This window comes from Kitasatospora sp. NPDC057198, from assembly GCF_042670125.1.
In the GTDB taxonomy this organism is placed as follows: Bacteria; Actinomycetota; Actinomycetes; order Streptomycetales; family Streptomycetaceae; genus Kitasatospora.
The window spans coordinates 1-6,779 of record NZ_JBHUWH010000419.1 but is presented as its reverse complement, the minus strand read 5'-3'; the positions used below and the strand labels follow the sequence as shown (position 1 = coordinate 6,779).

Below are 6,779 nucleotides of genomic sequence, written 5' to 3'. Positions count from 1 at the left end.
TTCGGCATCAGGCCGGCCAGGGTGTCCTCTCCCGGGTCGGTGCGCCCGCGCACCGCGTCGAGGAAGGACGCGGTGGCCGCGCGCAGCGCCACCGGGTCCAAGTCGTCCTCCGGAGGCCGGAGTTCGAGCGCGGCCGTCAGGGCGGCGGCGTGGCAGCGGACCGTGAGGTCCGGCGAGGCCGACGGCACCCCGGTGTGCGCGGCGAACACCCCGCAGTCCTCCCGCAGCCCCTCCCACCACGGCGTGGCGCCCGGCCGGACCAGGGCGGCCGCGGCCTGCAGCGCCATCAGTTGCGCCCGGTCGATCCGGGCGGCGGTCGGGGCGGGCAGCCGCGCCACCTCGAACGGGGGAAGGGGGTAGACCGCTCCGAACGAGCGTTCGACGGAAGGATTCTGACTGTTCGTCAGTCTTGCTGCGACGTCCGGGTTCCCCGGCAGGTGGGCCGACCAGGCGACCACCACCACCGGGTCGTCCGGCAGCGCGGCGGGCAGCGACGGCGGGGCGCTCTCACCCGGGCGCGGGGCGTCCTGGATCAGCAGGTGCCCGTTGGTGCCGCCGAACCCGAACGCCGACACCCCCACCGTGCGCGGCCGGTCCGCCGGGCGCGGCAGCGGCACCGGGTCGCTCGGCACCCGCAGCGGCGGTGCGCCGTCCGGGGCGCGGTACGGCACCTGCGGCGGGACGGCGGAGTGCGCGAGGCCCTGCAGCGCGTGCACCACCGAGACCGCTCCGGCGGCCCAACCGGTGTGCCCGACAACCGACTTGTTCGAGGTGCACCACGCGTGCGGCAACTGCTCGGACAGCACGCCGCGCTCGACGCCGTCGCCGACCGGCGTCCCGGTGGCGTGCGCCACCACCCAGTCCACCCGCTCGGCGGGCAGCCCCGACACCGCCCGGGCCCGGGTCAGCGCCCGCCGCTGACCGGAGGGGTTGGGCGCGTGCACGGCCCGGCCCCGCCCGTCCGAGGCGCCGCCGAACCCGGCCAGCACGCCCAGCACCCGGTCGCCGTCGGCCAGCGCCGCGTCCAGCCGCTTGAGTGCGACGAACGCCGCCCCGTCGGAGAACAGCACCCCGTCCGCGTCCGCGTCGAAGGCCCGTACCGCGCCCGAGCGGCTCAGCCCGCGCAGCCGCGAGAACAGCACGCTGTAGCGCGGCCCGAGCGAGAACACCCCGCCGCACAGCGCGAGTTCGCACTCCCCGTCGAGCAGCGCCCGGGTGCCCAGGTCGATCGCGTACAGCGCGGAGGAGCAGGCCGTGTCGACCACCTGGACGGGTACCGGACCCGGCAGCAGTGCGGCCACGGCGGCGCGGACGGCGGCCGGCGGCAGGTGTTCCCCGGGTGTGCCCGCGTGCGGGTAGGCGGCCCGCAGCCGGTGCCGCAGCCGCGACCGCAGGGCAGCCGCCTCCGCCGGGGTGCCGGCCGGGCCGGGCCAGTGCGCGGCGAGACCGGCGACGGCGGTCTCCACCAGCACGCTCTCCTCCACGTGCTGCGACCCCTCGGTCCAGGCACCGGCGAAGCAGGCGGTGCGAACTCCCGTACGGGCGGCGAGGATCGGCGCACCGCACTGGAGCAGCGCGGTGCGCGTCCAGGCGGTGAGGAAGTCCTCGGCGGGATCGGGCGCCGGGCGCAGGTAGCCGGCCACCCGGCTGTAGGTGCGGTCCCGGGTGTCCCCGGCCGACCAGAAGTGCTCCAGCGGGAAGCGCTCCCCGGGCTCGCCGAACTGCGGGACGCCCTCCACCAGCCGCTGCCACAACTCCTCCGGGTCACCGGCCCCCGGGGCGACCAGGCCGGTACCGACCACCGCGACCGTCCGGGCGGCGCCCCGGACCGGGGCGGACGGCGCGAGAAAGGGCATCGGGACGGACGCCGGTACGGATGCCGGCTCAACTGCCTTGGCGGGGGCGTGGCTTCGCGGGGTCAGCATGGCCCGGCCCACCGACAGCCCGCCGTCGGCGAGCAGGCACTGCCCCGAGATCCAGCGGGACTGCGGCGAGGCGAGGAAGGCCACCAGCCGGGCCAGGTCCTCCTCCCGGCCGATCCCGCCGAGCGGGGCGGCCGCCGCGCAGGTCGCCCGCAGGGCGTCCGCGTCCGGGAAGAGCGCGGCCGTCGGATTGTCCAGCAACCCGGCCGAGGCGGTGTTCACCCGGATCCCGGACGGCCCCAGGTCGGCGGCCAGGTAGCGGGTCAGCGCCTCGAGTGCGGCCTTGCAGACGCCCACCAGCAGGTAGTCGTCCATCGCCAGCCCCGCGCCGATCGAGGACACGTTCACGATCGCCCCGCCGCCCCGGGCGGCCATCAGCGGCGCCGCCGCCAGCGCGCAGCGGCGGGCGCCGTGCAGGTTGGTGTCCAGCGCCCGCTGCCACTCGGTCTCGGTGAGGTCGTCGTAGCGGGCGAACACCCCCCGCGCCGCGTTGTTCACCAGGACGTCCACGCCGCCGTGCCGTTCGGCCAGCGCCGCGAACACCGCCGCCACCTGCTCGGGCTTGGCGACGCTGCCCCGCAGCGTCTCGGCCCGCCCGCCCGCCGCCCGGATCGCGGCCACCGTCTCCTCGGCGGCCCGCGGCGAGTGGAAGTGGTTGACCACCACCAGGGCGCCGCGCGCGGCCAGTTCGCGGCTGATCGCCGCCCCCACGCCCTTGCCGCCGCCGGTGACCAGGGCCACCTTGCCCGCCAAGTCCCTTGCGTCGAAGCCCGGTTGGGCCGGAGTGCCGCTCATGCCGGCACCCCCGGCGCGGTGGGCAGGGTGCGCAGCAGCCCCGCGAGGGCGTCCAGCGTGGTGTGGCTGGTCAGCCGGGAGCCCTCCTCCGGCAGGGTGCGGCCGAAGCGGGTGGCGGCTCGGGCGAACAGCTCGGTCTGCTTGATCGAGTCGACGCCCAGGTCAGCTTCCAGGTCGGCGTCCCCGGTCAGCACCTCGGGCGGGTAGCCGAGAGCCTCCGCGTACAACTCCCGCAGCACGGAGACGATTTCGCCGGGTCCGGGCAGGACGCCGGCGGCCGGTTCGCGGTTTGCCGCAGGGGTAGCCGTGGGGGCTGCTGCGGGGGCGGGAAGAAGGGGGGCAGCGGAGGCCGGAGTTGGGGGTGGGGTGGAGCGGTCGGTGCTCAAGGCGGCTGCCTCGGAGGCGAGTTCGGGGCCGCCGACGCGGCGGCGCAGCGGCGCGAAGGTCCGGACGCCGGGCACGGTCGCCGCTACCAGGGCGCTGAGCACCCCGCGCGGGCCGCACTCCACGAACAGCTCCACGCCCTGCGCGTGCAGCAGCCGCACCGCGTCGGTGAACCGGGTGGGACGGACCAGGTGCGCGGCGACCAGTTCGGCGACCGCGTCGTCGCCGTCCACCCGCCGGCCGAGGATCGCCGAGTGCAGCGGGTACCGGGCCGGGCCGACCCGCAGCGCGGCCGCCCGGCGGGTGAACTCCCCTGCCACCGGGGCCAGGAGGCGGTGGTGGAAGGCGTACGGGACGGACAGCGGGCTGGCCCGGACGCCCACCGCCGCCACCTGCCGCCGGACCTGCTCCAGCGCCCCGACCGGGCCGGACACCACGCACTGGCGCGGACTGTTGTCGGCGGCCACGGTCACCTCCCACACGCCGAGCCCGCACAGCAGCGCCTCCGTCCGGGCGGCGGACAGTTCCAGCGCCAGCATCCCGCCGGGCTCCGGCGGCCGGGCGGCGAACGCCTCGTCGCGGGCGGCCACCAGGGCCAGCCCGTTCGCCAGGTCGTACACCCCGGCGGCGGTGAGGGCGACCAGTTCACCGAAGCTGTGACCCAACAGGACGTCCGGCAAAAGGTGGTGACGTTCCGTCAGAAGTCGGAACAGGGTCGTTCCGGCGGCGAACAGAGCCAGGTGCAGGTCGGCGGGGGAGTCCCGGACCAACTCCTCCAGGGCCGGGGCCCGTTCGTCGAGCAGCAGCCGGGACGGGGCCGGCCGGCCGAGCCGGGCGGCGGCCGCGTCCAGCTCCCGCAGGGTCTCCGCGACCAGCGGCTCGTCCTCGGCGAGCCGGGCCAATCCGCCCGGCAGGTAAGCCCCCTGGCCGGGGAACACGAAAGCGCAGCGCTCTACCACAGCGACTCCTCAGCACGGATCAGCACAGAGCGACGTTTGGGAGGAGGGGGTGCGCGCGGCGGCGCGCACCGGCCCGGGGGCTCGGGGGAGAGAGGGAGGGGGTGGGTGTGGGCTGGCGATCGCACGGATCGGCACAGAAGTGACGCTCGGGGGAGGGGAATGCGCGCGGGGACGCGCACCGGCCCGGAGGAAGGAGAGGGGGAGGGAGTCGGGCGCGGGCCGGGCGATCGCCCTCCTGCGCACACGCACATTGACGTTACCCGGGCGGGTGGCGGTGGTCATCACCCACACGGGTGCGGTGGTTTCGGCGATCGGTTCGAGCACCGATCGGTTGAGCGGGCGGTTCAGCCGAGCGGACGGCTCGGCGCGGGCTTCCGGGTGCGGCGCAGCCCCGGGGTGCCCGCCCCGAGCAGGGCCACGGCGGCGACGCAGAGCAGGCCGCCGCTGACCAGGGCGGTGCTGCCGGAGGTCGCGGAGGCGACCAGGCCGCCACGCAGGTTGCCCAGGTTCGGGCCGGCCTGCCCGACGATCTGCTCGGCCGCCCCGACCCGTCCCAACAGCCGGTCCGGGGTGTGCAATTGGACGACGGTGCCACGGGCGACCACGGACACGGTGTCCGCCGCGCCGGCCAGTGCGAGCAGCGCGAGACCCGCCCACGGGTCGGACGCCAGACCGAACAGTGCCAGTGCGGCGCCCCAGGACGCGGCGCCCCAGAGCATCATCGCCGACTGGTTCGACCGCCGGGTGAACGCCCCCGAGAAGACCGACGCGGTGACGCCGCCCACCGCGACCGCGCTCAGGAACAGGCCCAGGGTGCGCGGCCCGCCGCCGAAGCGCTCCGCGTTGACCAGCGGGAACAGGCTGATCGGCATCGACAGCACGGTGGCGGCCAGGTCGGTGAGCAGCGCGGCCCGGACGACGGGCGTCCGGGCCAGGAACGCCAGCCCCTCCCGGACGCCGTGCGATCCGGGCCGGGCGGCCGGCCGCTCGTCCGGTCGGCCGTCCGGCTGCTCGTCCGGTCGTTCGTCCGGCCGTCCGGTGGAGTCCGGCCGTTCGGTCGGGTCCGGGCGCATCGGGGGCAGGCGGAAGACCGCGTACAGGGCGGCCGTGAAGCTCACTGCGTCGACCAGGTAGCAGCTGCCCGCGCCGAGGCCCGCCACCAGCAGCCCGCCCAGCGCGGGTCCGAGCAGCATCGCGCCCTGGAAGGTCACCCGCCCGAGGGCCAGCCCCGCCGCCAGCTGTTCGGGCGGGAGCAGCCGGGGCAGGAACGTCCGGGAGGCCGGGCCTGCGACGGTGGCGAACACCGACTGCACGGCCACCAGCCCGATCACCCCGGCCGCCGGGAAGGACCCCAGCACCGCCTGCGCGGCGAGCAGCAGCGCGGACCCGGCCTGCCCGGCGACGGACAGCAGGTACAGCGCCCGCCGGTCCGCGCGGTCCACCAGCGCGCCCGCGAACAGCCCGAGCGCCAGCAGCGGCACCGCCTGCGCCAGGCCCACCACGCCGGTCCACACCGTGCTGCGGGTGTCCTCCCAGACCTGGAACGCCACGGCGACCAGCGCCATCTGGCTGCCGAAACCGGACAGCGCCCCGCCGATCCACAGCCGTCGGAACGCGGCCGACCCGCGCAGCGGGGCGAGGTCGAGCAGCAGCCGCCCCCGGGTCACCGCCACCGCGGGTCCGCCGCGAGCTTCTCGGCGATCCGGTCGTGGAAGCTGCGGCGGGCCAGCGCCCGTTCGAGGTCCGCCACCACCCGGCTGAGCGGGTATGGCAGTTCGGCCTCCAGCTCGACCAGGGCGGCCTCGCTGGCCTCCCACTCCGCCGCCAGCCGCCCGACCACCTCCCGGGCCTTCGGCGTCAGCGCGACCTTCTTGCTCCGGGCGTCGTCCCCCGGCAGCGTCTCCACCCAGCCGGCCCGCCGCATCGCGGCCACCTTCTGGCTGAGCGCCGAGTGCGTGCGCCGGACGGACTCGGCCAGCTCGGTGATGGTCATCGGCCCGCGGGCGTGCAGCCGCAGCAACTCCAGCACGAAGCTCGACCGCAGCCCCTCGACCGGCGCTTCGGCGTACACCCGGGCGATGTCGGCCTCCATCGCGTCCTGCAGCAGGCGGAGCGGACGCCACAGGCTCCGCTCGGTGGGGTCGGCGGGGGAGGGATCGACTGTCATGGCGAGCATCGTAACAGTGCTTGTACAAGTGCTGTTACGATGGTCGCCATGAGTGCCGAACCGGCCCCCGGGTCAGTTTCCGAACCTGCTTCCGGGCCGGCCCGCCACCGCGACCACGGCCACTGGGCGGCCCGGTTCACCGCGCGGATCCTGGTGGTCTGCCCCCGCTGCGGCGGCCGGGCCCTGGTGGCGCCGCCGCCCGGGGTGCCGGCGCCTGAGCGCTACGGCCAACTGCTGTACCAGGAAGGCCGATTGACCTGCCGCGGGTGTGCGAACAGTGCGACCTGGCAGCCGGAGCGGCGCTGGGACGGGGCACTGATCGGCGCGGAACCCGGCGGCAGCGAGGACCCGTTCTTCCGCCTGCCGCTGTGGCTGCAGACCCGCTGCGCGGGCCGGGTCCTGTGGGCCTACGACGAGAGCCACGTCGAGGAGTTGGCCGGCTACGTCGGCGCCCGGTTGCGCGAACGCGGCCCGGCCCGGCCGACGGGATCGATGTTCGCGCGCATTCCGGCCTGGATGAAACGGGTGGACAACCGCACCGAACTCCTGGCC

The 6,779-nt window shown here is 76.1% G+C and carries 5 protein-coding genes; 1 reads left to right on the top strand and 4 read right to left on the bottom strand.

Annotation, left to right across the window (positions count from 1 at the left end):
• The 4 genes from ACFUEL_RS31925 to ACFUEL_RS31910 all read right to left on the bottom strand — a co-directional run.
• The coding region (locus tag ACFUEL_RS31925) for an SDR family oxidoreductase (protein WP_380240427.1) at window positions 1–2,717 on the bottom strand (2,717 nt) is incomplete at its 3' end.
• Window positions 2,714–4,060, bottom strand: a complete 1,347-nt coding sequence (locus ACFUEL_RS31920; protein ID WP_380240425.1) for an acyltransferase domain-containing protein — start codon at window positions 4,058–4,060, stop codon at window positions 2,714–2,716. The genes ACFUEL_RS31925 and ACFUEL_RS31920, both read right to left, overlap by 4 nt.
• Window positions 4,061–4,404: 344 nt before the next feature.
• Entirely contained in the window at window positions 4,405–5,727 is a 1,323-nt protein-coding gene (locus tag ACFUEL_RS31915) for an MFS transporter (protein WP_380240429.1), read from the bottom strand.
• Entirely contained in the window at window positions 5,724–6,227 is a 504-nt protein-coding gene (locus ACFUEL_RS31910) for a MarR family winged helix-turn-helix transcriptional regulator (RefSeq protein ID WP_380240423.1), read from the bottom strand. Before ACFUEL_RS31910 ends, ACFUEL_RS31915 begins: the two co-directional genes overlap by 4 nt.
• A gap of 48 nt (window positions 6,228–6,275) precedes the next feature.
• On the opposite strand from ACFUEL_RS31910, the gene ACFUEL_RS31905 reads away from it, so the two are divergent.
• Window positions 6,276–6,779, top strand: a 504-nt coding sequence (locus ACFUEL_RS31905) for a hypothetical protein (protein ID WP_380240421.1), incomplete at its 3' end; no start/stop codon positions are given.

What these genes read in the sequence shown, in the direction of transcription:
- ACFUEL_RS31910 (WP_380240423.1), bottom strand. Translation starts at nt 6,227, where the DNA reads ATGACAGTCGATCCCTCCCCCGCCGACCCCACCGAGCGGAGCCTGTGG.